The sequence below is a fragment of the Ruegeria sp. BJ6 genome (assembly GCF_056537885.1).
Window position 1 is genome coordinate 1 of the sequence record NZ_JBQFSG010000007.1, and the last position, 24505, is coordinate 24505.

Here is a 24505-nt window from a genome sequence, read left to right on the forward strand (position 1 = left end):
CGTGGAATGCCCCGTACCACTTGTTCATGTTGGTGATTTCGATGGCGACCTCGTCGCTCACCTGCATCTTCGAGCGGTCGATTTCGCGTTCAATTGCAAGTTCAGACATGTGTTGAACTCCTTAACGGTGGCCAGTCTGAAGCTTGCGCTCCAGATACATGGAATAACGGGACATGGAGAAGCAGACGACAAAGAACAGCGCGCCGATAAAGGCGAACAGTTCCCAGTAGATGCCATTCCAAGCGGTATCGGCACGGATCGCGTTGGTCAGGCCGATTACATCGAACAGGCCGATGATCGACACCAGAACCGTGTCCTTGAAGATACCGATGAAAGTGCTCACGATGCCCGGGATCGAGATTTTCAGGGCTTGTGGCATGATGATCAGCCGCTGAGCCTGCCAGTAGTTCAGGCCCAGACTGTCGGCACCTTCGTACTGGCCCCTTGGCAGGGCTGCCAGACCACCCCGGATCACCTCGGCCATATAAGCGGCAGAGAACAGGGTCATCATGATCATCACCCGCAGGATGATGTCAAAATTGGTGCCCGGCGGCAGGAACAGGTTCAGCAGCAGTGAGGCCACGAACAGCAGGGTGATCAGCGGCACACCGCGAATGAACTCGATAAAGCCCACGCACATGTATTTGACGATCAGCAGGTCGGACTGGCGACCCAGTGCCAGAAGGATGCCGATAGGCAGCGATACACCGATGGCCACAACGCCCAGAAGGATCGCCAGCATGAAGCCGCCAAAGTCACGACTTTCCACAGCGGCGATGCCGATTGGAAGTGCTGCATCGATGGTATCGGCAACCGGGCCGGCTGCAAACAACCACCACAGAATGGGCAGCACGATCGCAAGGATCAGGGCCGTCAGTGAACCCGCGGCAGGTAGCACAAGCCTGTAGGCGATATACCCGATGGCAAATCCGGCGGCGACCATCAGTGGCCCCCAGATGCTACCGCCCCACATCAACCAGGGCAGTAGGAACGGGTAGGCCGCCGTGACGATCAGAAGCTTGCGCGGTACTTTGGTGAACAACACAGGCGCAATCGCGACGAGCAACAGGATGAAGGCCAGGTTTGGTCGGAAATAGGCCGGCCATGCCCCAGCTTCTGGTGGGTTTGACCATGTTGCATTCGGGTACTCAGGATACGGCGGGTAGAAGCCGTAAAGTAGCTGCAACCAGCGATCCTTGATCACGCCCCAGCAGGCATGACCATGGGTATCGCCCCACGTTGCCATCATGATCTCACGACATTCTGACAGTGAATTCGCGTTCCAGACGGATTCGAACGTCCATGTCAGAACGTTGGACAGCACGTAGTAGATGAAGACCAGCGAGATTACGGTCAGGATAGCGTTGAGCCAGCTTGAGAACAGGTTATGTCTGATCCAGCCCAGCACCCCCACCTCTGAAGCGGGTGGTGTCTGTTCCGGCAACATTTCCGTGCGGACAAATGAAACATCAGTCATATTACCGCTCCACCAGTTTGACACGGTTGTTGTACCAGTTCATCACCGCCGAGATGCTCAGCGAGATGGACAGGTAGATCAGCATCAGCAGCAGAACACATTCCAGCTCACGCCCGGTCTGGTTCATGGTGATGCCACCAAGGGTACCCGTGATGTCCATATATCCGACCGCAATCGCCAGTGACGAGTTCTTGGTCAGGTTCAGATAGTTCGAGATCATCGGCGGGATAATCACCCGCAGCGCCTGCGGCAGGATCACCAGACGCATCGTGCGGCCCGGGCGCATACCCAGCGCGGATGCGGCCTCGGTCTGACCTTTCGAAATCGCCAGAATACCAGCACGGACGATCTCGGCGATGAAGGCCGCTGTATAAAGTGACAGCGCCAGCCACAGGGCGATCAATGAGTTCCGCAGATGGGTGCCGCCGCTGAAGTTGAACCCCTTCAGCTCAGGGAAACCCAAATGGAAGCCTAGCGCGCCCAGCAGGATGGCCGACGGAACGACCAGCAGACCCAGCTGGATGTGCCAGATGGTCGGGCGGTCGCCGGTCTTTTCCTGTGTGGCATTGGCCCAGGCCGACACTTTGCGCATTGCAAAGATGCTGCCGCCAAGCACGATCAGGAACGCGATCAGGTCCAGCGAAACATCAAAGCGCAGGCTTGATGTTCCAAACAGGTGGATATCGCCCAAACTGCGTGAGAACAGGAACTCGGGGATATAGACCCCGCGGTTGGTAATGGCGACCGAGTCAAACAGCTTCATCGTTGCTTCGGGATCTTCGCCCCGGAATGCACGCGGTGCAGGCAGACCCTCGATCAGGATAGCCATGGCCAATACGATCCACAGCAGCACCGGCACGTTGCGGAACATCTCGACGTAAACGGTCATGATCCGGGCGACCAACCAGTTGTTGGACAGGCGCAGGACGCCGACCATAACGCCAACGATCGTGGCAGTGATACAGCCCAGCACCGCGACAACCAGCGTGTTCAGCAGCCCGATCAGCGCGGCGCGCAGATGGGTATCGCGCGAGTCGTATTCCAGCAGACGTTGGTTGATATCATAACTGGCCGGTTCACCGAAAAACGAGAACTCGACCGTTTTGCCCAATGCCTCAAGGTTCTGAATAGTATTGTTGATAAGCCAGGCTGCCAGAAGCATGAAACCGATCATTGCAATGACCTGAATGGTCGCAGATCGGTACCGCGTATCGTAAAGGAGCATGGACAGCCGGAACTGCTCCTTCGGCGGGTCAGTGAGAGTCGTCATGACCTATGTATATCCCCGTGAATCCCGGTTTTCTGTCGGCAGAGTTGATCTCTGCTCGGAACTGTCCGGGCGTGTTTCTTGTGGATGGAAAAAGGGCGCAGGTTGCCCTGCGCCCTTTTCCGTGGCTTTTAGCGGAACGGCGGTGCGTACAGCAGGCCGCCATCGGTCCACTGTGCGTTCAGGCCGCGTGCCAGACCAATCGGCGTTTCTTCACCGATGTTCTTGGCAAACACTTCACCATAGTTGCCACCCACTTTGATCGCGCGCTGTGCCCAGGTTGCGTCCAGACCCAGCATCTCGCCCAGGGTGCCTTCGGAACCCAGCAGGCGGTTCACTTCGGGGTTGTCAGTACCGGCCGACATCTCGTCGATGTTCGCCGAGGTGATGCCCAGCTCTTCGGCCGCGATCAGCGCGTTCAGAGTCCAGCGGACGATGTCGCCCCACTCGTTGTCGCCGTGACGGACCAGCGGACCTAGCGGCTCTTTCGAGATGATTTCGGGCAGGATCACGTGATCTGCAGCGTTCTCGAAGGTGGCGCGGGTTGCGGCCAGGCCGGAAGCGTCGGTGGTGTAGACGTCACAGGCGCCAGCCAGATACTGCTGCTGCGCTTCGGCGTTGGTTTCGATCGGAACCGGCTCGTAGCTCATGTTGTTGACACGGAAGAAATCCGCCAGGTTCAGTTCGGTGGTGGTGCCGGTCTGGATGCAGACGGTTGCGCCATCCAGTTCCTTTGCCGAGCTTACGCCCAGCGCCTTTGGCACCATGAAGCCCTGACCGTCATAGTAGTTGATGCCGACGAATTCGAACTTCAGGTCGACGTCGCGGCTGAAGGTCCATGTGGTGTTACGGGCCAGCATGTCAATCTCACCCGAAGCCAGCGCAGTGAAGCGTGTCTTGCCGGTGGTGGGAATGAACTCAACAGCGGTCGGATCATCCAGTACGGCGGCTGCAACTGCGCGGCAGACGGCTACGTCAAAGCCCTGCCATTCGCCATTGGCATCCGGGCTCGCAAAGCCGGGTACGCCGGTTGCAACACCACAGTTCAGCTTGCCGCGCGCCTTGACGTCGTCCGCGGTACCCGCTGCAGCAGCACCTGCTGCCAGAGCGGCAACGGTGGCCGCGCCCAAGATTACGGATTTTTTCATTTTTACCTCTTCCTGATTTTCCGTCCCCAGACGAAACGGTTTTGTCCGGCATCAAGATACCGGAAAGGTTACCCCAAAGGTGTCTCCCCTTTAGTGGGCACAAGTTTGGTCGCATTCATTAGAAAACGTCAAGGGTCGTATCAGGGAAATAGATGGACGGCATGTGCAGGGTGACCCTGGGTCACCCGCAGCCGCCTAAAACAAAGGCTCAAACCGATAGATCGTAGAACCGTTTAGCGTGCAAGAAGGCGATCTTTTTCAACTCGGTTTCCCGCTGCGCTTCTTCGTCGATGCCCCACTGCTCTTCCTGCCAGATTTCATCCAAACGCGAAATCCGCCAGATCTGGTCTGCTTTCCGCCAATCCTGCGCTGCGGCAAAGCCAAGAATCAGAGATCCCGACAGACCGACCAGATCGTGAAACGCTGCCAGACGGAATTCGTCCAGTTCCCGCACCTGTTGTTTCAGCAGTTCCAGAACCGATGCTGACTGTGGCTGGTGAACAACGCCGGTGACCGGCAACAACCGGGTGCCGAGTGTTTCTGCCGCCCAATCAAGCACTGGATCCCATTGTTCCGACTGCCGCCGAACAAGTGCTTCGGGGTGCGCTGCCCGATAGCACAGCAAATCCGAATCACCATATGCGGCCAGCATGTCGGCCACTTCGGCATGTTGATGACGCACCTTGTCGATGGCTGCATTGGCAGACCGGGTGAAGGGCATCGTGGCCGGATCGACCTCTTTTTCCTGCGCGTCCCATTCGGCTGCAACGGCCTGCGCCATGGCCTGCGTTGGCAGGATAAGGGTGGCTTTGGCCGGGGTTTTCACCCGACGGCCATCCAATTCGACCGTGTATGCCCCATCAACTGGCACCACAGCGCTAGATGTCCAGAACCGTTTCGGTTTCCAATCGCTCATACGTTTAGTCCCAGATTTTGGTCAGCACGCCCGGAAGCTGGTCGAAGGTCTCCACCACGCAATGTGCATCCTTCAGGGCGTTCCTGTGATGATATCCCCATGAAACCCCAATCCCCGCAACACCGGCGGCCTTGGCCATTTCCATGTCAAAGCTGGTATCCCCGACCATCACCGTATCCGAAGCCGCAACACCGGTATCGGATCGCGCGGTATCAATCATCGAAGGATGCGGTTTGGACGGGTGATGATCCGCAACCTGCCGGGTTACGAAAAACCGCTCCAGCGCGTGGGCCTCAAGCAGCGCATCCAGACCGCGCTGCGACTTTCCGGTAGCGACCCCAAGCAGTACTTCGGGAATTGCATGCAATGCCTGCAATATCTCAAATGCGCCGGGGTAGAGCGGAGAGCTTGCCGCCCCCTGTTCCAGCCGCTGGGCGTGATAGGCCGCCTTGTATCCTTCGACCAGATCATGCTGAACGGTGTCGCTTTGTTCGGGCGCCAGACGCGCCATTGCGTGAGGCAGGGACAAGCCCACAATGGACAAAATCGCCGACCGATCGGGCACCGGCAGCGATGCAGCCTGAAACGATGCGGTCATGGCCGAGACGATGCTTCTCTGACTATCAACCAGAGTGCCATCGACGTCGAACAGAACCAGCCGCAGGGGCGCGCTCATTGCAGGTCCTCAAAGGGATCGTCGGCGGCCAGGTCTTCGGTCCAGCCAAGAGTGTCCCAACTCTCTTTCATATGATCCGGCAACGCTGCGGTAACGGTCACGGTTTTTCGTGTCAGCGGGTGTTCGAACGACAATCGCCGGGCATGCAGATGCAGCTTTTTGCTGATGATGCCGCCCAGTTGCGCGCCCCAGCCATCGCCCAGATTCTCCTGCCCTGATCCGCCATATTTACCGTCGCCAATAATGGGGTGCCCGATGGCGGCCATATGCGCACGCAATTGATGCGTGCGGCCAGTAATCGGCTCCATCGCAACCCACGAGGCCCGTCCCGCCACCCGGTAAAGGGTCGCGTATTGGGTGTGCGCCCGCTTGGCGCCCGGCGTAATGTCCACCTCGTTCAGATGGACAGGGATCATTTTTTCGCCTTCGCCGTGCTTGCCATGGCCGGGCGCCTTGACCAGCCCGGTCTTGATCTCGCCCAGATAGGGTGTCGGCACACCGGCAACCAGCGCCCAATAAATCTTGCGGGTGTTGCGGTGTCGGAAGGCAGCCGTCAATCCTTTGGCCGCTTCACGGGTCCGCGCCAGCAGCAATACACCCGAGGTATCCTTGTCCAATCGGTGCACAAGGCGCGGATTTTCATCAAAGCCAAAGCGCAGAGCTTCGGACAGGCCGTCCACATGGCGGGTTTGACCGCTTCCCCCCTGAACCGGCAGTCCTGCGGGCTTGTTCAGGGCAAGAACATGATCATCCCGGTAGATCACGCAGGACTGGATCATCTTTGCATCCGCGTCGGACACGCGGCGTTTAACCTCGGCCGGTTTGTGATCTGCGTCGGGCAGCGGTGGCACACGCACGACCTGACCGGGTTCGAGCCGGGTCGAGGCCTTTACCCGACCACCGTCCACACGCAACTCTCCCTTGCGGCACATCTTTTCGATGCGACCCTGACTGACATGCGGAAACAGGCGCCGCAACCAGCGGTCCAGGCGCTGATCTCCGTCGCCGTTTTCAACCGTGATCATCTGCACGCCAGTCATGGGAAAACCCCCATCCATTCACGACGCGCCCGCGTGAGCCACATATCCACACCACTCCAAGAAAGCATGAGGCGTCTGTCGCGCGCAGCGCCAGCAGAGTCAAGGCGCGACAGTCGTTTCACGTGGCTACATCCGGATCGATGGCTCAGATATTCGAAAAGTCGCCATGCCGGCCAGCGCCATCCCGAAATCGTCCAGCCCCGGCTGTTCCTTCCCGGCGGATTGCCTCAAGGCCGTTGGCCCATTCTACCTTGAGCGCCTCGCGCACGGGCATGCCACGGGTTTCGATGATCGACCGGCGATCCGCCCGCACGGCTTCCTGCGGGAACCGAGCAATTTCCCGGGCCATAGCCTCGGCTGCAGTCCGGGCCGTGCCATGTGGTACCACCTTTTCCGCAAGGCCGATGCGATAGCATTCCTCTGCTTCGACCTTGCGGCCGGTCAGGGCAATCTCAAGCGCTTTGCCCTGACCGACCAGCCTTGGCAAACGGACCGAGCCCCCATCCATCAGAGTTATCCCCCAGCGACGGCAGTAAACGCCAAGGTATGCCGTCTCGGCCATCACCCGGATGTCGCACCACAGCGCAAGCTCCATTCCACCGGCGACGGCGGCGCCTTCTATCGCGCCGATGACCGGTTTCGATAATTCCAGCCGCGAGGGGCCCAGAGGACCAGTCAGCGAAGGGGCCGACCCGACCGGAAATGCAAGCATATCAAAATAGGCTTCACGCAGTTCAGGGTCAGACAACGACGCCGCCAGCTTCAGATCCCAGCCTGCGCAAAAATTGTCGCCCATTCCCCAGAAGACCGCGACCTTGGCCGGTCCTTGCTCAAATTCCAGAAAAGCATCTACCAGCGCCCGCGCGTGATCGGTATCCACGGCGTTCCGCGCCTCTGGCCTGTCATGCAATATGGTCCAAACGTCTTCGGTTTTTTCGATTTCAACGGTCATAAACTTCCCTCCCGGCATGTTCTTGCCCTAAGGGAATGCTGCTGTAGGTAAAGTGTCACCTGCAACGTCACGGCACATGGCATTCTGACGTAACGACCTGAGGGATTCGCTGAAGCAGGAGTTTGGAGAAGCGCCCTGGCAACTTTGAGCTACTATAGTTGTCAAAGTTTCCCGAGTTTCTGATGTTGCGCCGGTCTAGAGAGTGGAAGTTCCTACGGACGAAAGCACCCTAATCGAACCGTCTGGGTGACGGTCGGCCGGTGATCCTCTCCCAGTATTCGTCAGCGCGCTTTTCAAATGTAGGTGCGTCCCGAGCTTCGCTTTTGTAGAAGCGTCCCGGCTCGATGCCAGGTGCGTATTGTTGATCAACCCAGCCTCGCGGATCCTTGTGTGGGCTCCGGTAGCCGCCATGGCCAAGCTTTTCGCTGCCTTGATAGTGCGTATCGCGCAAATGCAACGGAACCGGCAAAGGCGGCTCGCTCGCAACTGCCGCAAGGGCTGCCGAAATACCATGATTGGCGGATCCGGACTTGGGCGCACGGGCAACATGAAGGGCGGCATGGGCAAGGATAATTCTTGCCTCGGGATATCCGACCAATTCCACTGCCTGAGCAGCGGCAACAGCAGTCTGCAGGGCACTGTTGTCGGCAAGCCCCACGTCTTCGGACGCCTGAATCATGATGCGGCGGGCGATGAAACGCGGGTCTTCACCTGCATGGATAAGCCGCGCAAGCCAGTAAAGCACGGCGTCCGCTGCTGCTCCTCCGCGCATCGATTTGATAAACGCGGAAATAATGTCGTAATGCTGGTCACCGGAACGATCATGGTTAACCGGCGAGGCCATATAGGCTTCTTCGATCATTTCCTCTGTAACGGTAACGGGTTCGCCCGGCATATGACCAACAGCAAGACTTTCAAGGGTCGTCAAAGCCCGGCGTGCATCACCGCCAGAACGCCCCGCGATGAGCCGCATTTGTTCGGCGGATAAGGCTACCTTGATACCGGTGCTCGCCAGATGATCGAGGCCTCGTGCAACGACCTTTTCCATGTCCTGGAGAGAAATGGGTTCAAGTTTCAGGATCGTTGAGCGTGAAATAAGAGCTTTGGGTAACGCAGTGTAGGGATTCTGAGTTGTCGCCCCCATGAAATCAGCGGTGCCGTCTTCGCAGATCGCAAGAAGATCGTCTGCTTGTGTGGCGGAGAACCGGTGAACTTCATCGACAAAAATAAGAAGGGGGCGCATCCGCGCTTCGTCCGCAAGTTGGCGGATTTCCTTCACACCGGCGCGCGTTGCATGAAGCGGGCGGAAATCCTTATTGAGCATGTTGCCCACGGCCCGCGCGATGGACGTCTTTCCGATACCCGGCGGACCGTAAAGAACAATGCTGCCGAGTTGATCCGCGGCAATCCTGCGCTGCAGGATCGACCCTTTCGCCGTGAGAGCATCCTGTCCGATAACTTCGTCAAGTGAGCGTGGTCGCAAAGCTGCGGCAAGCGGCTGTTTGCCTTGTTCTTTGCTGAGATCGAAGAGATCTGACATCTGGTTAACCTCGCTTCCGACTTGGATTGGCTTTCAGGAGATACCTTGAACAATGAGTGATCGGAATAGACCTGGTGATAGCGGGTGATCTTTTTTGCAACCCATAAACTATACCAGCGCGTCTAAGCCAGGCATCCGCCTATCCAGATGTTAGAGGTAAAACTACCGTGTAATTGCAGCCGATACGCCAAGAGTTATTGGCCTTGGATCTTAATAGACCGGCAGTTTTGCTCTTGCTGCCAGATCAACACAACAACCTTGCTCTCAAACTCAGCCCGACACCGGCTTGGGGTCGATTGCCTTGTTCCAAAAAGGCATCGCAAGTGAGGTGACCTGCTCAATGGTCCGTGTTAGTGGCCATTTGGAAAGGGTACTCCATGACAGCGGAACAAAAACTGCAAAACCCGACAGCTGGTATCGCGTTCGTACTGATCGGAATATTGGCGATTTCTGTCAATGATATGCTGATCAAATTCCTGTCTGGCGGTTATCCCTTGCATCAGATGGTCTTTACGAGATCGTTGATCGGGATCGGGTTCAGCTTTGCCTTGGTACAAATGGAAGGGGGTTGGCGTATCCTGAAGACAGATCAGCCGGGACTTCACCTCCTGCGCGGTTTGCTTATTGTCGTTGCCAATCTGACGTTCTTTACCGCTCTTGCAGTAATGCCCCTGGCGGAAGCCACCGCGGTGTTCTTCGTTGCACCCTTGATGATCACTTTGCTGAGCATCCCATTGCTAGGTGAAAAGGTTGGCCCCATGCGGATTGGCGCAGTGCTTGTGGGTTTCTTGGGCGTGGTGATCATGACTCGTCCGTGGGAAGCCGGCGGTGAGCGTGAAGTTGGTCTGCTGATGTATGCTCTGCCGGTTCTTGCGGCCTTCACCTATGCCCTTAACAACGTGCTCACCCGCTTTCTTGGCGCAAAGTCCAAGGCATCGGCGATGGCCGTTTACATTCAGGCGTGCTTTATCGTCGTCAGTCTGGTGTTCTGGTCGATAGCCGGGGACGGGCGCTTTGCGAATGAGTTTGAAAACGAGAGTCTGATTTTCTTACTACGCGCTTGGGTTTGGCCCGAAGGGACTGACCGCTGGCTGTTTGTTGGGCTCGGGTTCAATTCTGCAATCATCGGTTATTGTCTTGGTCAGGCATACCGTATGGCGGATGCCGCTACGGTGGCACCGTTTGAATATGTTGGCCTTCCGATGGCAATTTTCTGGGGCTGGGTAATCTGGGGAGAATTGCCCAACCTGCCTGTCGCAATTGGTATCGCATTGATTTTGGGGTCGGGAATGTTTGTCTTTTTACGTGAGCGTCAAAAGAAGCGGAACGTGATCACTGAAAAGAGGGTGCATCGTCGATACTAGATGCCAAAGTTGGACAAAAATTGGCTAGCCGCCGAACCATATGCGAGACCGGATATATTTCGGCATCGCAGCCGCCGTTGTTGAGGACCTCAGCGATTGCCGGAGACAACCCAATGCAGCCAATGCTGCGCGACCGATTAACGTCCCAAATAACGCTGGCTTCTCTGAAACAGGTCATTTCCAGTTTGCCGCTATCTCGGGAAAGCGTTGGTAGATGGCGGCGGCGGTCTCGGCCCCGAAGACCGCAGCATCATCTCTCGCAAGGATCTCTTTGGCTCGTGTGCGTGCTGCTTGAAGGGTCGATGGCGCCCCGGCATCTGCCCAGGCCTGCGGTGTGGTGCGGTCGGCGAGGTCAGGATAGTAATAGTCGCTTTGCATTCGTTGCAGCGTCTGCCCACTGCCAAGGAAATGTCCCGGCCCGGCAAGGCAAACCTCGCGGATCACGTCGAAAGCCAAAGCGTCCTCGTTGATCTGAAAACCGCGCGTGGCGCGCAGGACCGATCCGATCAGGTCGTTGTCCAGAACGAAGCTTTCTTTGCTGGCGGCCAAAAGCGATCCATACATGCCCGCAGCTTCATAGATCAGGTTCGCGCCTGCCAGAGCACTGAGAAGCTCGGTTATGCCCTTCTCGTAACCCGCCTGAAAGTCGGGCATTTTACTGTCTGTCATACCGGCACTGACGGCGCAGGGGATGCCGTAGTGCTGTGCCATCTGGGCGCAGGCCGCCATAAGCACGCCTTGCTCGGCGCTGCCGCCCGACATCGCGCCGGTGCGCAGATCGCTGACAAAGGGCAGGGCACCGAACAGCGCCGGATGGCCGGGATTTAGAAGATTCACATAGACCAATCCCGCCACCACTTCGGCCGTTTGCTGTGCGACTGCACCGGCTAGCGGCGCTGGGCTGGTGGCCCCGGCTTGCCCGGCAGAGACGAGCTTTAGGGGCGTGCCGGTCTCTGCAGCGCATTCGATGATGCTAAGCGCTTCTTCGGCGAACGTCAGGGGCGGCACGACGAAACACGTCGAGACACAACAAAACGGGCGTGCGCGCCAGGCTTCTTCACTGCCCGCGATCATGTGGAACATCTCGACTGCATCCCGCATCGTGTCTGCGGAGGTAAATGACGTGCCGATAGGCTTTGCCGTGCCCGCTGCGCAGGCATAGGCAGTGTTTAACTCCATTGCATGGGTGTCTTTGATGTCGCGCGCCACGACCGTGCGCTGGAACATGTGGATATTCGGTAGCGCCTGGGCAAGACGGGCCATGTCGTGGAGATCAGACAGGGTGCTGTCACGTACCTTGCCGGTCTCGCTGTCCACAATGTGTACAGCCGCACCAGAGGTACCAAGGTGGATGCGTGTGCCGCTTGGGTTAAGGTCGTACTCAGGCTTCTGGCCATGAAGCATGAACCCACGGCCCGCTGTTTGAAGTACACGTTCCACCATCTGAGGCGGAAAGAGCAACCTGCCAGCGTCAGAGACAGACCCGCCCGCAGCCGTGATCGTCTCGATACAGCGTGGTGTTGCACCGACGAGCCCGATTTCGGCAAGGATACGCAGGACCGTCCGATGAATACCAAGGACGCCTTCGGGAGAGATCACCTGGTATTGACCGCCCTCAATGCCGGGCCAGATTGCTGCGCTGGGGCCAGATCCAGCACCACCCTGACGTCCCGCTCGCCGTGCGGCGCGGCCTGATCGTATTCTGCTCATTAGTGGGATACCTGCTGTGTCAAAAGGGCGAGAATGCCTGATTGTTCAGGCCAGTTACGAAGCTTCGCCGCCCATGCGTCGGGGACAAGCCCGACATTTGCATTGAACTTTTGCCAGAGCCGGTCATCGCTCATGGGCTGTTGAGGCGCACCCAAGGGATAGGTGCAGCTTTCCTCAAGGATCGTCCCGTCAGTCCGAGTGATAACCATGCGGTCGGGATCTTCTTTTGCATAGTTCAGGTCCGGTCGTGCTGGAGGGAATGGATGTACGTGTATCTTGGTGATCAGGTTCATCACCTCTGGCGAATTCCATTGCTCGGCCTCAAGGTCGCACAGCGTCAATCCACCTCGGATCAACCCAATCGCGGCCACGAAAGGCAGGCTGAAGAGGGCCTCGGGCCGGTTCGTTGGCTGACAAAAGGGCAGCACGGCGGCGTGGAAATCGGGAAGATGCAGATCGATGCGTGCAATTTCACCCAGAGGTAGGCGATCACGCAGGCGCAACGCGCAGGTCATGATCCGATGCGTGTATCCACAGCTTGGCCATGGTTTGAAAACAAGCCCGTGCTGCGTCAAGGCATACCCCAAGCCCAACTTGCCCAAGGCCACGTCAAAACGTTGAGCGCCCGGCCCGCCCATCAACTCGGACATGCCTCGCGGATGGTCGAGAACATGCTCCTGGCCTGTCAGTCCAGCTTGCGCCAAGCAGGCGGATTCGACACCGGCCCGCGCAGCAAATCCCGCTTGGATCGGTTTGGCATGAGACCCGAACTGACAGGTATACCCACTTGCCGTACTGATCGCTAAGGACATCGCATTCGCTGTTTCTTCAGCGGACAACCCCATAACCCGCGAGCAGGCCGCGGCGGCTGCGGATGCACCGAGCGTGGCGGTGGAATGCCAGCCTGCATCGTAATGCTCGAAATTCATCGCCTCCCCCAATCGGGCGATCACTTCAAATCCGGCGAGATAGGCGCAGGCGACGTCGGCGCCGTGGGTTTGTGGCCCCGAAACGGCCAGCACGGCAGGCAAGAGCACCACGGTCGGGTGCGTGTTGCCTGGGATTTCCCAATCGTCGAAGTCCAGGGCATGACCCGCGACAGCGTTCAGGAATGCAGCTTGCGGACGCGAGGTTTTCATCTCAGTGCCGATCACCTGTGCAGGGCCATCCGAACCCATTGCCAGCACGCCGTCTCGCGACCTGATCGCGACATCAGTGCATGCGCCAGCGTGAATACAACCAAGTGTGTCGATCACGCCGTCGCGCAGAACCGACAGTGCAGCGGCATCCGCATTCAGCGGGTCTTCGGCAACAAAGCGGGCCAGACGGATCAGCGCCGATTGGGTCAAAGGGCCGGCTCGTCAAACAGGATCACGCCGCGCCCAGGTTTTCCAGCGAGCATGTCATCCAGAGCTTCGTTGATCTGGTCAAGCCTGTAGCGCCGTCCTATCAGCTGGTCGATGGGCAGGTTACCCTCGATGTAGTGCTGCGCATAGGCCACAAAGTCGCGCGATGTGCAGGCTGATCCAAAGATCGATCCAGTAACAATAATCTCGGCGCGCGTAATTCCTGTTGAGGGCAGGTCTATCGTAGCGTCATTTCCGTCCATCCCGACAAAAGTCACCTGCCCCCCGGGGCGGCAGTACTCGATCGCCGCCCGCTGCAAGGCGCGTTTTCCGACGGCTTCGAACACATGGTCGGCGCCGTGCTCAGTCATCTCATGGATTCGAGTCCTGACATCCTCGCTCGCCGGAATAAAATCCGTGGCTCCCAATTCACGCGCCTTGGCCTCCGTTCCCGGCGCCGCATCAATGGCGATGATCCTGTGCGCACCCGCCAGCTTTGCCCCCATGATGATAGACAAACCCACACCACCCGCACCGATCACCACAATGGTTGACCCTGGCGCTACTTTGGCGCGGTTCAGAACTGCGCCAACGCCTGTGGTTACGGCGCAACCTAAAAGCGCGGCGACATCGAACGGTAAGGCCTTGCTGATCTTAATGCAGCTTTCCTGCGGGACCACAGCGTGATCGGCCCAGCACGCCAGCATGGACAGGTGCCGTACAGGGCCCTTGGCGTTGGTCAACCGGCACGTCCCGTCCAGCATGGTTCCATCCCAGAGTGGGGTTTTGTATGTCTGGCACAAATGGGTTTGCTCGTGAGCGCAAAAGAAACAGTCGCCGCAAAAGGGAATCCAGCTCAGGACGACATGATCCCCGATGGACAGATCGGTGACGCCTTTGCCCAATCCGATCACCTCGCCCGCGCCTTCATGGCCCAGCACGACGGGCAGATCATGATCCGCCTGACCCGAGATCACATGATAGTCGGAATGACAGACGCCAGCTGCCCCCATGCGGATCAAAACCTCGCCAGCACGCGGCGTATCGAGGTCCAGCTCTTCCACCACAAGCGGTTCTTTCGTGCTGTACATCACAGCGGCTTGTGTCTTCATGACAGGAAGGTTCCGTTAAATCCGTCGGACCGGCTCGATTTGCGAGGCGGCATGGCGTGCACCTTTCTGAATGCATTTGCTTTCAACGGAACCCTAATTCGCCTTATCCATTGTTAGAAGGCCCGAAACGCTTATACCTTTCATTCCGTGGAGGAATGGGATGGCGGCACTGAACTGGAAACGTCTGACCGCGTTCGAGGCCGTGGCTCGGCATCGTAATTTCACCCGAGCGGCGCAAGAATTGAACGTACAGCAACCGGCGGCCAGCCGCCGTGTGGCCGAGTTGGAGGCGGAGCTGGGCGTGAAGCTTTTGAACAGGACACGGCCCTTTGCGACACTCACGCGGGAAGGCGAAGTGCTTTATCGGGCAATCTCGGGTGGCATCACGCAGGTCCGCAGTGCGCTGGAATTGGTACGCCAGCACCCGAACCGAGCGCGCTTGACCGTCAACACCACCATCGGCTTTGCCAGTTGCTATCTGATGAAGCGCCTGCCCGAATTTCGGGCAATGCATCCCGAAATTTCGATTGAGTTGATCTCGCGAGACCAGAATGACGCCTACGATTTTGAGAGCGATATCGTGGTCGCTTTCGACAATCCTGACCGTTTGCCGGGAATGCGAAAGGTTTTGGTGTTTGAAGAGAGTATGGTCGCAGTGGCCCGGCCGGACGTGGCCGCATCGATTGGAGACGACCTAAAAGCGCTTTCAGAGCACGCGCTGCTCTATCTGACAATGGGCCTTCACACCGACGATTGGACCACGTTCTTCGACGGGACAGAGCTTGTTCCATCCGCCCCGGCCTCCGAGCGGAAATTTACCAGTTTCATGGTCTATCTTCAGGCTGCCTTGAACGGTGATGGCGTCATCCTTGGTTGGGAGACACTGCTCCAGGATCATTTCGATCTTGGGTTGCTAACGCCGATCACCGACCGGCGCATCAAGACACATCGTGGCTATTTTGGTTGCCTGATGCCTCGCGCAGCGGACCGCAATTCAGCTGGCAAATTCCTCGATTGGATTGCTGGTCAGGGCTAGATCAGCAGGCGTTTTTGCGACTGATAAATTACGGAAAGCAACCCGTTCAGGCAACACGAAGGGGGCGTGTGCATCTGATATCTGCGCCTGACGTGTGCGCGCAATCTGAACGCGCGCACCAGACTGAGCATTGAAGAAATCGCCATGCTTTGCGGCTTTTTCATCGGCTTCCGGGCTGCGCAGGGCGTATCAAATGCAGTAGCCAGTCGATCGAAAGGAAACCGGCAGATCGCAGGGTCAATCCAACCCTTCGTAGCGGGCATTTGCCTCTTTCAAAGTTGCTTTCAGCCCTTATTAGACGGTTGAGTTCGATAACGCCTCGTATTCCGGCACCGGATTGGCACCCATGATAGCGACCTGTTCAAGACAATAGTCCGTGGCCGTCTTCAGCCCCTGCATTTCGTAGACGCCGCATGCCGCCCTGCAGATCGAACTTCGACCGGGCATGCAGCATCAGGCGATTGTCGAAGGCGATCAGATCACCGGGCTCCAGCCGGAATTGGATCACATACTCCGGGGTTCAGCGTTAAGCGCGGACTGGTTTTACCCGCGCGCACTCGAGTAGCCACCATCAAGCACTCTTCCAACGGCCCTTCCGACCCGTTCCTGGTAAGGATCGTAAGCTGCGCCACGAAACGACATCAAACGGTGATGCCATTTTCTCAATCGAGCAGGCGCAGAATTGAGCTACTGCAGTCGTGAATTCAGAGGAATCTCAGTATTTCGCTCGAGGGCGCGGAGCTAATTGGCCAACATGTCGTGGACTGGAGCTATGAATCTTGTGCCACCTCAAGAGGACAGCCAAGGAAGTTCGTGTTCTGGGCGTGATGTCTTAACAACCAGAGAGCGTTACCAACCTGTTATTTCAGTTGAAATTTGGAAGATCGGCTTTTCAAAAGTCTCTCGTGGCTTGCATCAAACTACCAAAAACCCATATGACCCTCGGCAACTTCTTCTTCGATTTCGGCAAATGGCCCGCGGGTTTCTACAGTCCGCTGGCCGGCTGCAAATACGGTTTCACACGGCAGGTCCAGTGTGAGGTTTTCCTCGTTGTCGCCGGTTAGTACAGCCAATCGCTTTTCAGTCATCCCGTATACAACCGTTCCAATCCCTGCCCAGTAGCAGGCCCCGGCGCACATGCAGCACGGCTCCACCGATGTGTACAGTGTACACTTCTCCAAGTACTCCGGTTGGTATTTTCGGCTTGCCGCTCGGGCAACATTCAACTCGGCGTGTCCAACGCCTTTTTCATACGAGTAGGAGTTTCCAGCACTAAGCAAAATATCACCTTGTGGGCCGACCAGAATGGCCCCGAAAGGATGATTGCCGGATTCTCGGCACTCTTTGGCGATCTTGATGGTTTGCCGCAGATATTTCAGATCATCGCACATCAGATTTTCCTATTTTGCCATTTGGAGCCCGCCAAAAGGTTTTCCTTATGACTTACGTAGCTTTTCAGAAGCGGTGCCAACCTTCAAACAGGGCTCACCGCACCATCGGTGTTTTCAGCAAGAAAGGCTGCACGGCGCTCAAACAGCCCTGGAAGCACGTCGTGAACCTCACCGATCAGGTCAGACATGGCAGCGGTTAAAAGCCGTCCATCACTCGCGATCTGGTTTCCGTCCACCATTGTCATGACAACGTCCGAGCCCCGCGCCGAATGCACCAGATTATAGTGTAGGTTGAAGAATTCACCTTCGCTGATCAATGGCGTCATGCGCGGCGTGTCAGTGCGTACCGCAATGATGTCGGCCTTCTTGCCGACCTCCAGAGAACCGATCTCATTCTCCAGACCGATGCTTCTTGCGCCGTCGATTGTGCCCATTCGCAGGACCTCCCACGCATCCAATGCGCTAGCGTCCAGATTGTTCAACTTTCCAAGAAGAGACGTGCACTTCATGTCATCGAACATATCGAGATTGTTGTTCTCTTTTTCGCCATCTGTGCCGATACCGACTGCCACTCCTGCCGTGAGCAGTTTTTCCACCGGCGCGATGCCACTTGCCAGCTTCATATTGCTGACCGGGTTGTGGGCGACGCCAACACCATTTTCGGCGATGATCTCGATCTCGGAATCGTCCAACCAGACACAATGTGCCAGCAGAGTATTTCGAGGTTCGAAGAAACCCAGGTCCTTGAGAACATGAACCGAACGCTTGCCATAGCGGCGGTCCATTTCCCGCAATTCAATCTCGGCTTCGTTGCTGTGCGTATGGAATCCAGTGTCATATTTCAGCGCGAGATCAATGAAGTCCCGGTGCTTTTCGGGCGACGCATAAAACAAGTGCTCAAGCCCCACCCAAACATTGATCCGACCCTCCGACTTGCGATGCCAGTCATCCAGAAGCTGTTCGTTGGATGCCAGAGTTTCAAAATAGTTGTAGTCCGGGTGTTCACCGACATATGGCACAAGCACAGCCCGTGTGCCGATTGTATCCGCGGCCTTCGCGCTGCCATGCATGTACCGCCACATGTCAACAATTGTCGTCGTCCCGGACAAAGCCGATTCCGCATAGCAAAGCCATGATGCTGCTTCTGCTTCACGCGCATTGAGCACTCGGTGCATGGGATCGATATACATGCGCAACCAATCCCAGACGGGCAATCCCTCGGCCGTTCCACGCAGAATGCCCGAATGGCAATGTGCGTTGACGAGGCCGGGCATGAGCAAGCTATCACGAAATTCCTGAATCTTTGCTTGCGGGTTTTCGCGTACCAGCTGCTCGCGCGACCCGACGGCAACGATTTCATTTCCACGCACGAGAACCGCGGCGTCGATTAAGACAGTATTCTGCGTATCCATTGTCAGTACGTGCGGTGCGCAAAGCAGGACATCACGTGTCATTTCTTCTCTACCCTTTAAGAATTTTTGTTAAGGCTAGGAGGAAGTGGTGTTCCAATCTATGATAATAAATTGGACAATCAGGACTAAAAATTAGGACGCAATGATGCCACTGCTCACTCAGGCTGCCCACGTTCTCGAAATTGTTGCTAGCTCAGGCTCGATCCGGAAGGCCTCGGAAAGAGTCAATCTGGCCCCGTCTGCCATAAATCGACATGTTCTAAATCTGGAGCGGGAGTTAGGGACCCCGTTGTTCCTGCGCCATGCCAAAGGAATGAATTTGACCGAAGCTGGAAAGCTGGTCGTCGAATACATCCGGGACTTTCAAATCCGGGATCAGACTCTCAGAAGCGAAATCGAAGTCCTGAAGGGGCGTGTTGGTCATGTGCGCCTGGGGATCATGGAATGCTTTGCCGAAGGCTTTCTGGCGACAGTTTATGACGAGGTGAGACAAAAACACGGGTCCGTGGCCATTGATGTTGTCGTGGCCGGGACATCTCAACTGGTTCAGCAGATGCTTGCAGGCGAACTTGATCTGGTTGTTGCATTTAACATGCCAGGAGATCTCGGTTTCCGTTGTCATTATGAAACAAGGCTGGATATCGGTGCTGTAATGAAACCTACACCAGAGCTTCGGTCAAAGGGTGTGATTGGAAAAGAGGAACTACAAGGGCAGCAATTGGTGCTTCCAGATCGTTCCTTGTCATTAAATGCAACCGTGAAATCCATGATCCAGCGTATGGGCTTGAATTCGCAGGCCATAGCAAAATCCAACTCGGTTAGCGCGATAAAACAGCTTGTCATTCAGGGGGCTGGGGTCAGCTTTTTGACCTGGGCGGATGTGCGCGATGAAGTGACCAGAGGCGACTTGGTGTTCTGCCAGATCGAAGGCCAAAATATGTACGAAATTCTGACGCTCAGTGGTCGCAACCCCGCGCAAATGTCTGAGACAACTCAAGCTCTGGCGCAAATATTGGTGCAGACCTTGGAGAAAATTGATGCCGGGGCAAAAACCACGGATGCGTGACAGGAATTTGCTCGGCTTCTGACTGCTTGCCGCGCAAGTGACAAGCTTTGTGCTTCAGTGAAACACTGCCTGAAGGTAGTTTTTGATATATGATCGAAGACAGAAAAGCCCACTAAAGTGTACTTATTTTGCGCACACAATAAGCGAATGTATGCGCTTGAATGTATCGGTGGCTGATCAATAATTTTCCTCACCAAATCCGAAAAGGAAGCCGAAACGGTGTGAGGCTTCGTGCAACGTCGCAATGCGTGTTGTCACCCGCTCCTTGCAGCAAATCGCGAGAACGGTGCCACGCCAAACTCGGTCCGTTGCATCCAGTGGATGAACAGGGAGGATATTCGATGGAAAACAAGCTCAAGTTCAAAACGCTTGTTGCAAGCGGGATTTGCGCGGCTGCGTCAATGGTCTTGGGTTCAGGACCAAGTTTTGCTGAAGAAAAACTAAAAGTTGGATTTGTATATCCGACTCCGATTGGTGACAACGGCTGGTCCTATCGACATGAGGTCGGACGACAGGACGTCATTGCTCATTTTGGCGATCAGATCGAAACAACATTCGTTGAAAGTGTAGCCGAAGGTCCTGACGCCACCCGCGTCATCACCCAGCTTGCCTTGACTGGCCATGAGCTGATTTTTACGGCTTCATTTGGTTTTATGGAGCCGACGCTGCAAGTTGCCGGAAAGTTTCCGGACGTCCACTTCGAAAACAATACAGGCTTCAAGACCGCACCCAATGTCAGTGTGTACAATGCGCGTTTCCACGAAGGTCGGGTTGTCTTTGGAACAATCGCCGGGATGATGACTGAAACAAATACAGTGGGATATATCGCCTCCTTCCCAATCCCCGAAGTCATCATGGGCATAAACGCCTTCACGCTGGCGGCACAAAAGGTAAACCCGGATGTTGAAGTGAAAGTGGTCTGGGTCAATACTTGGTATAACCCTGCACTGGAAGCAGACGCCGCACAGGTGTTGCTCGATCAAGGTGCTGACTTCATTACCCAGCACACAAACAGCCCGGCGCCCTGCCAAAGAGCCGAGGAGGCAGGTGTATACTGCTTCGGTCAGGATGCGGACATGTCTCAATTCGCTAAAAAGGCGCACCTCACAGGAATCGTGAACAATTGGGGGCCGTATTATATACGCCGCGTTCAAGATGTCTTGGACGGCTCTTGGGAAACCGATCACACCTGGGACGGAATCAGTGGTGGATTGGTCATGCTGGCTCCGTACAACGAAGCGCTACCGAATGAGGTAAAATCAGCCGCAACTGATGTCGAGCAAGCGCTGCAAGATGGAACACTGAACCCGTTTGCCGGACCTATCACGAATGCAAGTGGCGAACTTATAATCGGCGAAGGAGAAGCGCTGACCGACAAGCAAGTTCATGAAATGAACTGGTTTGTGCAAGGTGTCGACGGCGAGTTACCATCCTAAAGTAAGTCATGCTCTTGCAATAGAAAAACGCGGTTCTGAACGTCTCCAGGAGCCATTTTTCTCCCCGCTTCAACGATCGAGATTGTTGTAACCGCAAGGTGAGCGCGTCTAAACAGGCGCGCTCACTATTTTGATTTTGTGTGTCAAAACCGAGTTAATCTAGCTGGTAGAGCAGTGGTTTTACTCCGCTGCAACCGTTTCCTCTTCCAGTGCCGGATAATCGGTGTATCCCTTTTCATTACCACCATAGAGGGTGGTTGAATCCAACTCATTCAGTGTCGTGTCTTTCTCCAACCGATTGACCAGGTCCGGGTTGGAAATGAACGGTCGACCGAAGGCCACCAGATCCAGGGATCCGATTTTGACCGCTTCAATCGCCATTTCTCGGTCATAAGCGTTGTTGCCCATTTTCGCGCCGTCAAACAGGTCATAGAGCGCCTTCAGATCGCCCCCTTCCGGAATTTCGCGCGGGCCACCGGTTTGTCCTTCAACGAGATGGAGATAGGCCAGACCATAACCATTCAGCAACTTGACCGCATGGGAGAATGTCCCCTGTGGGTCGCTGTCGGAGATGTTATTGGCGCTCGAGAATGGGCTGAGGCGGACACCAACGCGGGCGGCGCCCCACACGTCGACAACCGCGTCCATGACCTCTTTCAGGAATCGCGCCCTGTTCTCAACAGACCCGCCGTATTCGTCTTCACGCTTGTTGGACTCGTCCCGCAGGAACTGATCGATCAGATATCCATTGGCCGCATGGACCTCGATACCATCGAACCCCGCCTTTTTGGCGTTTTCTGCGGCCTGCCGGTAGTCGGCTACAATGCCTGCAATTTCTTCGATGCCCAGCGCTCGCGGCTCCGATGTTTCGACAAACTGTTCGCCATCAAAAGTCATCGCCTTGGCACCAATTGCAGATGGTGCAACCGGGGCGCGGCCGTCCTGCTGCAAGCTGGTATGTGAAATCCGACCTACATGCCAAAGCTGGATCACGATCTTGCCACCCTTTGCATGGACGGCCTCGGTCACTTTTTTCCAGCCTTCGATCTGTGTTTCGGAATAAATGCCGGGCGTCCAGGCATAGCCTTTGCCTTGGGGCGAGATTTGCGAAGCTTCTGTGATGATCAGTCCAGCGCCCGCCCGCTGGGCGTAGTATTCGGCCTGCAATTCATGAACGCTGTCATCTTCTGCCCTTGCCCGGTTGCGGGTCAGTGGCGCCATGACAACGCGGTTTTTCAGCTCGATTGCACCGGCTTTGGTGCCTGAGAATAGTTTTTCATCAGCCATTGCTGTTTCCTTTTTTGGTCAACTTCGTTCAGAAAGTTTTGGACTAAATAGTCCAATATTGGGGCCACGTTTCTTGCTGGAGTTTGTGTTGGGTTTCAAATCCTTATGGTCGGGGAGGGCGTTAAGGCGAAATCACCAACCGGGCTTGTTTCAGGGTTTGCGATATCTGCTCAGCAGGAACGCCCGCCTTACGCAGGGCCAGCGTGCCAATTGCAAGGGAGGCATAGGCGCGCGCCTTGTCGAGGGCCTGATCCGGATCTGAAGGCTCAAGCGCTCCCGCAATAATTTCGTCAATGCTCTCCAAGTGATGCCGCCCAAGAGCCGCCACCTCATCATCATGAGGGGCAAGCTCCGTAAGGCAGTTGATCAGCATGCAGCCGTCACGACCGCCCTGCGGGTTCGCCAATGCTTCCATCATCGCTCCAACAGGATCATTCCCGCCAGCGTCTGCAACAGCACGCAGATTTTTCAAGGCCCGCCTTGAATAGTGGCTGAGGGCTTTGTGAAACAAAGCCTGCTTGTTGCCGAACGCTCCATAGAAGCTGGACCGGCTCAAACTCATGGCCTTGGTCAGATCGTCGACAGACGCAGTCTCGTAGCCCTTGTGCCAAAAAACGCACAAGGCTTTTTCCAAAGCCTCCGCTTCGTCAAAGGCACGAGGCCGACCTGGGCCTGCAGGTGATCTGATGTCGCCAACTGAGAGGGTTTCATTGCTCATGAGCAAGATGTGGAATGGTTGGTCCAGAAATTCAAGACACCGGTAAGGCTTTTTTGGAATGGTCGGTCCGGAATGTGGCCGACAACAGGATTTTTTCGGTCGGTTAGCTGAAAAATCCGCTTTGTCATCTGGTGGGCAATAATCTTGCCGCCGCAGAGAAAGTCTGTATTTCGCCCGGCATGGTAATGAGTGCAATCAGAGCGGCTGCTTGTATCGGGGATGCCGCCCGACGTATCGATAGTCGGGATTTGTGCCGATCGGTGATGTATTCATCTTCCCGACCCTGCCGGATGTGTGAGGCAGCGGCACCTCAGCCTAATTTCACTAAAAATGACCATTGGCCAATTTTAAGCTTGTGATCGCTTTTACAGAGATTGATCGCGTGGGCTGACGCAGTTGATACTACCCACACCAATTTGGTTCGCCTGGCACCCCAAGTGCGCCGTTAAGGCCTGCCCCGAACACAGAAAGCTATCATTGCTTGTAAAGGATCAAAAAGGTCTTTGAGATGTTCAGCGTCGCTTGCGTCACGCTTGATCTGTGTAAACATGCTCTTGATCATGTTCTGAAGTTGCGACAGGTCGACACCCGCGCTGTTCAAATCCTTTTCGAAGGGCGCCAACACAACGCCGATTGCTCCAAGGTAGTTGCCCTTGATCTGTTTCACACGCTCTGGTGAGAGGTTGGCGCCAATTTCCATTATCTCGTCGAGGTGCGGTAACCTTTGCATGGCGTCGAAAGGGGCGGCGCACATATGCCTGAAGAGTATGTCGAGCCGATCTTCAAGATCAGTTGCTGTTGCGCAGTCACTTTCGATTTCAGCCTTTGTTTTCTCAGCGTAGTGAAGAAGGGCTGCGAAGATCAAATCTTCTTTGCTTTCATATGCTTTGTACAGCGTTTGGCGCGACACTTTCGATGCGGCAGCGATCTCAGTCATAGACGTTTTCGCCACGCCATAATGGGCGAATAGACCAAACGCAGCCTCTACGATTTTCAGGTTCTTCTCGTTCATCGTCATGTGACCGATCTAGACCCGAGACGTCTACTTGTAAAGCACAAGTTGACAAAAGTAGTATTTGAGTCTACCTGTCCATTCCAGTCAAGAAATGCCGATGCTTTGCGAATCCAAAAGGGAGACAGCCGACATGCCAACTAGCTTGAAGATCAATGGTCAAATGCGCGATATTCAAGCGCCGGAGGGCACACCACTTCTGTGGGTGATCCGAGACGAGTTGAAGCTGACCGGAACCAAATTTGGGTGTGGTGTCGCGTCTTGTGGCGCCTGCACCGTGCATCTGGACGGTGAGCCGGTACGGTCCTGCCAAACCTATATCGAAGACGTCGAAGGTGCCGAGATCACTACAATCGAGGCGATGAACGAAGACAAAATCGGTGCGGCTGTTCAGCAAGCGTGGGTTGAACTGGACGTGGTCCAGTGCGGCTATTGCCAGTCAGGGCAGATCATGTCTGCTGTCGGCCTGTTGTCGGGAAACCCCAAGCCGAACGTCGAAGAGATCGACGAATACATGTGGGGCAATGCCTGCCGCTGCGCCACCTATCAACGCATCCGCGCCGGTATCCAACGCGCATCTGAAATTCTGGAGGCCTGAT

General features: G+C 56.0%; 22 protein-coding genes and 1 pseudogene. 5 read left to right on the plus strand and 18 right to left on the minus strand.

Annotation, left to right across the window (positions count from 1 at the left end):
* The 9 genes and pseudogenes from ACR0D6_RS14630 to ACR0D6_RS14670 form a co-directional block, all read right to left on the minus strand.
* A pseudogene (locus tag ACR0D6_RS14630) lies at nucleotides 1-109 on the minus strand (amino acid ABC transporter ATP-binding protein); the annotation flags it as partial.
* A gap of 12 nt (nucleotides 110-121) precedes the next feature.
* Nucleotides 122-1477: an amino acid ABC transporter permease gene (locus tag ACR0D6_RS14635; protein ID WP_480766019.1), complete on the minus strand. Its 1356-nt coding sequence runs from the start codon at nucleotides 1475-1477 to the stop codon at nucleotides 122-124.
* 1 nt (nucleotide 1478) lies between these two features.
* The gene (locus ACR0D6_RS14640; RefSeq protein WP_170656655.1) at nucleotides 1479-2747 is read right to left on the minus strand and encodes an ABC transporter permease subunit; all 1269 of its coding nucleotides are present in this window, start codon (nucleotides 2745-2747) and stop codon (nucleotides 1479-1481) included.
* A 128-nt stretch (nucleotides 2748-2875) separates the two neighbouring features.
* Nucleotides 2876-3892 carry an amino acid ABC transporter substrate-binding protein gene (locus tag ACR0D6_RS14645; protein ID WP_170656656.1) on the minus strand — a complete coding sequence of 339 codons (1017 nt, stop codon included), beginning with the start codon at nucleotides 3890-3892 and terminating at the stop codon, nucleotides 2876-2878.
* Between the two features lie 208 nt (nucleotides 3893-4100).
* Nucleotides 4101-4808, minus strand: a complete 708-nt coding sequence (locus ACR0D6_RS14650) for an ATP12 family chaperone protein (RefSeq protein WP_480766020.1) — start codon at nucleotides 4806-4808, stop codon at nucleotides 4101-4103.
* Nucleotides 4809-4812: 4 nt separating this feature from the next.
* On the minus strand, nucleotides 4813-5484 hold the full coding sequence (locus tag ACR0D6_RS14655; RefSeq protein WP_480766021.1) for an HAD-IA family hydrolase: 672 nt from the start codon (nucleotides 5482-5484) through the stop codon (nucleotides 4813-4815).
* Nucleotides 5481-6524 (minus strand): RluA family pseudouridine synthase, encoded by a 1044-nt coding sequence (locus ACR0D6_RS14660; RefSeq protein WP_480766022.1) that lies wholly within the window; start codon nucleotides 6522-6524, stop codon nucleotides 5481-5483. Before ACR0D6_RS14660 ends, ACR0D6_RS14655 begins: the two co-directional genes overlap by 4 nt.
* A gap of 145 nt (nucleotides 6525-6669) precedes the next feature.
* The gene (locus ACR0D6_RS14665) at nucleotides 6670-7476 is read right to left on the minus strand and encodes a crotonase/enoyl-CoA hydratase family protein (protein WP_480766023.1); all 807 of its coding nucleotides are present in this window, start codon (nucleotides 7474-7476) and stop codon (nucleotides 6670-6672) included.
* Nucleotides 7477-7705: 229 nt separating this feature from the next.
* Nucleotides 7706-9016: a replication-associated recombination protein A gene (locus ACR0D6_RS14670; RefSeq protein ID WP_480766024.1), complete on the minus strand. Its 1311-nt coding sequence runs from the start codon at nucleotides 9014-9016 to the stop codon at nucleotides 7706-7708.
* 377 nt (nucleotides 9017-9393) lie between these two features.
* Here ACR0D6_RS14670 and ACR0D6_RS14675 point away from each other — a divergent pair, with 377 nt between their 5' ends.
* Nucleotides 9394-10380: a DMT family transporter gene (locus tag ACR0D6_RS14675; protein ID WP_480766025.1), complete on the plus strand. Its 987-nt coding sequence runs from the start codon at nucleotides 9394-9396 to the stop codon at nucleotides 10378-10380.
* A gap of 174 nt (nucleotides 10381-10554) precedes the next feature.
* On the opposite strand, the gene ACR0D6_RS14680 is transcribed toward ACR0D6_RS14675, so the two are convergent.
* The 3 genes from ACR0D6_RS14680 to ACR0D6_RS14690 are packed head-to-tail and all read right to left on the minus strand — an operon-like array spanning nucleotide 10555 to nucleotide 14548.
* A complete protein-coding gene (locus tag ACR0D6_RS14680; RefSeq protein WP_480766026.1) occupies nucleotides 10555-12090 on the minus strand; it encodes a trimethylamine methyltransferase family protein in 1536 nt (511 codons plus the stop codon).
* On the minus strand, nucleotides 12090-13439 hold the full coding sequence (locus tag ACR0D6_RS14685; protein WP_480766027.1) for an MmgE/PrpD family protein: 1350 nt from the start codon (nucleotides 13437-13439) through the stop codon (nucleotides 12090-12092). Before ACR0D6_RS14685 ends, ACR0D6_RS14680 begins: the two co-directional genes overlap by 1 nt.
* Nucleotides 13436-14548, minus strand: coding sequence for a zinc-binding dehydrogenase (locus ACR0D6_RS14690; protein WP_480766028.1), 1113 nt, complete (start codon nucleotides 14546-14548; stop codon nucleotides 13436-13438). Before ACR0D6_RS14690 ends, ACR0D6_RS14685 begins: the two co-directional genes overlap by 4 nt.
* A gap of 160 nt (nucleotides 14549-14708) precedes the next feature.
* Between ACR0D6_RS14690 and ACR0D6_RS14695 the strand changes: the two genes are divergently transcribed.
* The gene (locus ACR0D6_RS14695; RefSeq protein WP_480766029.1) at nucleotides 14709-15584 is read left to right on the plus strand and encodes a LysR family transcriptional regulator; all 876 of its coding nucleotides are present in this window, start codon (nucleotides 14709-14711) and stop codon (nucleotides 15582-15584) included.
* Nucleotides 15585-15945: 361 nt separating this feature from the next.
* Here ACR0D6_RS14695 and ACR0D6_RS14700 read toward each other — a convergent pair whose 3' ends face one another.
* The 3 genes from ACR0D6_RS14700 to ACR0D6_RS14710 all read right to left on the minus strand — a co-directional run bounded on the left by ACR0D6_RS14700 (nucleotide 15946) and on the right by ACR0D6_RS14710 (nucleotide 18429).
* Entirely contained in the window at nucleotides 15946-16092 is a 147-nt protein-coding gene (locus tag ACR0D6_RS14700; protein ID WP_480766030.1) for a TauD/TfdA family dioxygenase, read from the minus strand.
* Between the two features lie 412 nt (nucleotides 16093-16504).
* Complete coding sequence (locus ACR0D6_RS14705) at nucleotides 16505-16975, minus strand: nucleoside deaminase (RefSeq protein WP_480766031.1); 471 nt, start codon at nucleotides 16973-16975, stop codon at nucleotides 16505-16507.
* A gap of 83 nt (nucleotides 16976-17058) precedes the next feature.
* On the minus strand, nucleotides 17059-18429 hold the full coding sequence (locus tag ACR0D6_RS14710) for an amidohydrolase family protein (RefSeq protein ID WP_480766032.1): 1371 nt from the start codon (nucleotides 18427-18429) through the stop codon (nucleotides 17059-17061).
* Nucleotides 18430-18532: 103 nt separating this feature from the next.
* On the opposite strand from ACR0D6_RS14710, the gene ACR0D6_RS14715 reads away from it, so the two are divergent.
* Both ACR0D6_RS14715 and ACR0D6_RS14720 read left to right on the plus strand, forming a co-directional pair.
* Nucleotides 18533-19453, plus strand: coding sequence for a LysR family transcriptional regulator (locus ACR0D6_RS14715; protein WP_480766033.1), 921 nt, complete (start codon nucleotides 18533-18535; stop codon nucleotides 19451-19453).
* Nucleotides 19454-19794: 341 nt separating this feature from the next.
* A complete protein-coding gene (locus tag ACR0D6_RS14720; RefSeq protein ID WP_480766034.1) occupies nucleotides 19795-20889 on the plus strand; it encodes a BMP family ABC transporter substrate-binding protein in 1095 nt (364 codons plus the stop codon).
* Between the two features lie 180 nt (nucleotides 20890-21069).
* Here the strand turns inward: ACR0D6_RS14720 and ACR0D6_RS14725 are convergent, their stop codons facing one another.
* The 3 genes from ACR0D6_RS14725 to ACR0D6_RS14735 form a co-directional block, all read right to left on the minus strand.
* Nucleotides 21070-22176, minus strand: coding sequence for an alkene reductase (locus ACR0D6_RS14725; protein WP_480766035.1), 1107 nt, complete (start codon nucleotides 22174-22176; stop codon nucleotides 21070-21072).
* A 121-nt stretch (nucleotides 22177-22297) separates the two neighbouring features.
* Nucleotides 22298-22894, minus strand: coding sequence for a TetR/AcrR family transcriptional regulator (locus tag ACR0D6_RS14730; protein ID WP_480766036.1), 597 nt, complete (start codon nucleotides 22892-22894; stop codon nucleotides 22298-22300).
* A gap of 445 nt (nucleotides 22895-23339) precedes the next feature.
* Nucleotides 23340-23912 carry a TetR/AcrR family transcriptional regulator gene (locus ACR0D6_RS14735; protein ID WP_480452788.1) on the minus strand — a complete coding sequence of 191 codons (573 nt, stop codon included), beginning with the start codon at nucleotides 23910-23912 and terminating at the stop codon, nucleotides 23340-23342.
* Nucleotides 23913-24039: 127 nt separating this feature from the next.
* On the opposite strand from ACR0D6_RS14735, the gene ACR0D6_RS14740 reads away from it, so the two are divergent.
* Nucleotides 24040-24504, plus strand: a complete 465-nt coding sequence (locus ACR0D6_RS14740; protein WP_480452789.1) for a (2Fe-2S)-binding protein — start codon at nucleotides 24040-24042, stop codon at nucleotides 24502-24504.
* Nucleotide 24505 lies beyond the last annotated feature (1 nt).

Coding starts and splice junctions, on each gene's coding strand:
- ACR0D6_RS14635 (WP_480766019.1), bottom strand. CDS start 1,477: ATGACTGATGTTTCATTTGTCCGCACGGAAATGTTGCCGGAACAGACA.
- ACR0D6_RS14640 (WP_170656655.1), bottom strand. CDS start 2,747: ATGACGACTCTCACTGACCCGCCGAAGGAGCAGTTCCGGCTGTCCATG.
- ACR0D6_RS14645 (WP_170656656.1), bottom strand. CDS start 3,892: ATGAAAAAATCCGTAATCTTGGGCGCGGCCACCGTTGCCGCTCTGGCA.
- ACR0D6_RS14650 (WP_480766020.1), bottom strand. CDS start 4,808: ATGAGCGATTGGAAACCGAAACGGTTCTGGACATCTAGCGCTGTGGTG.
- ACR0D6_RS14655 (WP_480766021.1), bottom strand. CDS start 5,484: ATGAGCGCGCCCCTGCGGCTGGTTCTGTTCGACGTCGATGGCACTCTG.
- ACR0D6_RS14660 (WP_480766022.1), bottom strand. CDS start 6,524: ATGACTGGCGTGCAGATGATCACGGTTGAAAACGGCGACGGAGATCAG.
- ACR0D6_RS14665 (WP_480766023.1), bottom strand. CDS start 7,476: ATGACCGTTGAAATCGAAAAAACCGAAGACGTTTGGACCATATTGCAT.
- ACR0D6_RS14670 (WP_480766024.1), bottom strand. CDS start 9,016: ATGTCAGATCTCTTCGATCTCAGCAAAGAACAAGGCAAACAGCCGCTT.
- ACR0D6_RS14675 (WP_480766025.1), top strand. CDS start 9,394: ATGACAGCGGAACAAAAACTGCAAAACCCGACAGCTGGTATCGCGTTC.
- ACR0D6_RS14680 (WP_480766026.1), bottom strand. CDS start 12,090: ATGAGCAGAATACGATCAGGCCGCGCCGCACGGCGAGCGGGACGTCAG.
- ACR0D6_RS14690 (WP_480766028.1), bottom strand. CDS start 14,548: ATGAAGACACAAGCCGCTGTGATGTACAGCACGAAAGAACCGCTTGTG.
- ACR0D6_RS14695 (WP_480766029.1), top strand. CDS start 14,709: ATGGCGGCACTGAACTGGAAACGTCTGACCGCGTTCGAGGCCGTGGCT.
- ACR0D6_RS14705 (WP_480766031.1), bottom strand. CDS start 16,975: ATGTGCGATGATCTGAAATATCTGCGGCAAACCATCAAGATCGCCAAA.
- ACR0D6_RS14710 (WP_480766032.1), bottom strand. CDS start 18,429: ATGACACGTGATGTCCTGCTTTGCGCACCGCACGTACTGACAATGGAT.
- ACR0D6_RS14715 (WP_480766033.1), top strand. CDS start 18,533: ATGCCACTGCTCACTCAGGCTGCCCACGTTCTCGAAATTGTTGCTAGC.
- ACR0D6_RS14720 (WP_480766034.1), top strand. CDS start 19,795: ATGGAAAACAAGCTCAAGTTCAAAACGCTTGTTGCAAGCGGGATTTGC.
- ACR0D6_RS14725 (WP_480766035.1), bottom strand. CDS start 22,176: ATGGCTGATGAAAAACTATTCTCAGGCACCAAAGCCGGTGCAATCGAG.
- ACR0D6_RS14730 (WP_480766036.1), bottom strand. CDS start 22,894: ATGAGCAATGAAACCCTCTCAGTTGGCGACATCAGATCACCTGCAGGC.
- ACR0D6_RS14735 (WP_480452788.1), bottom strand. CDS start 23,912: ATGACGATGAACGAGAAGAACCTGAAAATCGTAGAGGCTGCGTTTGGT.
- ACR0D6_RS14740 (WP_480452789.1), top strand. CDS start 24,040: ATGCCAACTAGCTTGAAGATCAATGGTCAAATGCGCGATATTCAAGCG.